Here is a 1,591-nt window from a genome sequence, read left to right on the forward strand (position 1 = left end):
GTATAATTAAATCCAATAACCATTTTTCATTTTTAGTAAACATTGCTGTTACTTCATCATTTGTGTATCGACCATTATATCCGTCTAAATATTTATTAAAAAAATCTGTCCATGTAGAATTTGAAAATTTATATCCTTTTATCGCATATAAACAATTTCTGAAAATTGCAAGTTCTCGTGGTGTTCTTCCAGATAATAAAGGCGTTATATATTCTTGATTTTCAACAATATTACGTTTATTTACCATTTCATTTGTTTCAATAATTAGTTTTAAATAATTTTTTAAAAACAAATCTAATATTTCATTTTTGGATACGTTATAAAACATAACCTGATATTTATCCCCACTGCGATCTTTTGTATCAATTATTATTCTTTGATTATTATGTTCTATCCGCTCTGATATGAGGTATGGATAATCACCTTCTGCCATAGCCCAATATACAAGTCTGCCATTTTCAATTTTATGCTCCTCTCCGACATATCCTATTCCAGGTGAAATCCATTGATAACCAATGCTGTTATTTTGACCATTATAACGTTCTTGTTCATTTAATGAATAATCCAAAAATCCTACAGTATAAAAAGAGTTATTACCTATACTTAATTCAAGATGTTTTTCAGATACTATTGCTTCTGAATAATCTTTATATCCATATAAAAAATAAGTTGTGCGGTTTCCTCGGAAATAATTCCTTGCGTTAAAACCCATTGTAAAAAACCGCATTGCCTCTGATTGAGAATATATAAACTGGCACATCATTATAAAAATAAATACAAATATAATTTTTTTCACAAACTCTCCATATTTGTTTATATTATTTATGCAATAAGGCTAAAAATTGAGCGTCTTATTTATGCTATCTTTAATTACTGTAACATCACCACCGCTTATTAATACGTCATAATCATTTGTGGGGATTAAAACTACATTGGTTTTGTCTTTTATGTACACCAGTGCTTTATGCCCGTTGTTTAACCGCATCCAACCGACATAATAACCCGGCAAGCCAATTCCATTTGTTCTGATTTTTATACGGTAGTCTTTATCATTGGATAAATTCAATTGTTTTATACCGTCAACATTAATTTCATTAATAGCGATTGTTTTCCCATAGAATAATGATTTTATAGTCAAAAATCCATTGTCAATAATTACTGACGGATTTTTCGTAAAAAATATTAAGCCAATACAACCTATTAAAACCACAAATAAAACAACCAGTGTTATTAAACCAGTAGTTCCATTGAATTGAGAAGTAATAAAATCAAAACTTTTCATATTATATCCCTTAAAAAATAATAACAGTTTTCTATATTTATGTCAAGAAAAAACAGTGCAGTAAAAGCATTCATACAATACAAACAATTTTATTTTTGCAGATATTTAACCTTAAAAAAATTAAGGTTTGTAGGAAGCAATGCAGGTTCAAGAGCGGCTCCCTCGTAAAATTCAAAATCGTCTAACATTCCGCTTCCATTTTGTTCTTCATTGTCTATTGTTAAATTGTACCAAATTGACAATTTGGAATAAACATTCCCTTTCTTATATTTTTTAATAATATTTTTCTTTTCTTTATCTGTCAGATAT

Annotated in this window: 3 protein-coding genes; all 3 read right to left on the reverse strand. The window is 28.2% G+C overall.

What is annotated here, in order from left to right:
* The coding region (locus tag ACYVTD_RS12470) for a YARHG domain-containing protein (protein WP_461248079.1) at positions 1–796 on the reverse strand (796 nt) is incomplete at its 3' end.
* Between the two features lie 39 nt (positions 797–835).
* Positions 836–1,282: a PH domain-containing protein gene (locus ACYVTD_RS12475; RefSeq protein WP_461248080.1), complete on the reverse strand. Its 447-nt coding sequence runs from the start codon at positions 1,280–1,282 to the stop codon at positions 836–838.
* Positions 1,283–1,371: 89 nt separating this feature from the next.
* Positions 1,372–1,591, reverse strand: a 220-nt coding sequence (locus ACYVTD_RS12480; protein ID WP_461248081.1) for a hypothetical protein, incomplete at its 5' end; no start/stop codon positions are given.

The sequence above is a fragment of the Treponema sp. R6D11 genome (assembly GCF_054786075.1).

Coding starts and splice junctions, on each gene's coding strand:
- ACYVTD_RS12475 (WP_461248080.1), bottom strand. CDS start 1,282: ATGAAAAGTTTTGATTTTATTACTTCTCAATTCAATGGAACTACTGGT.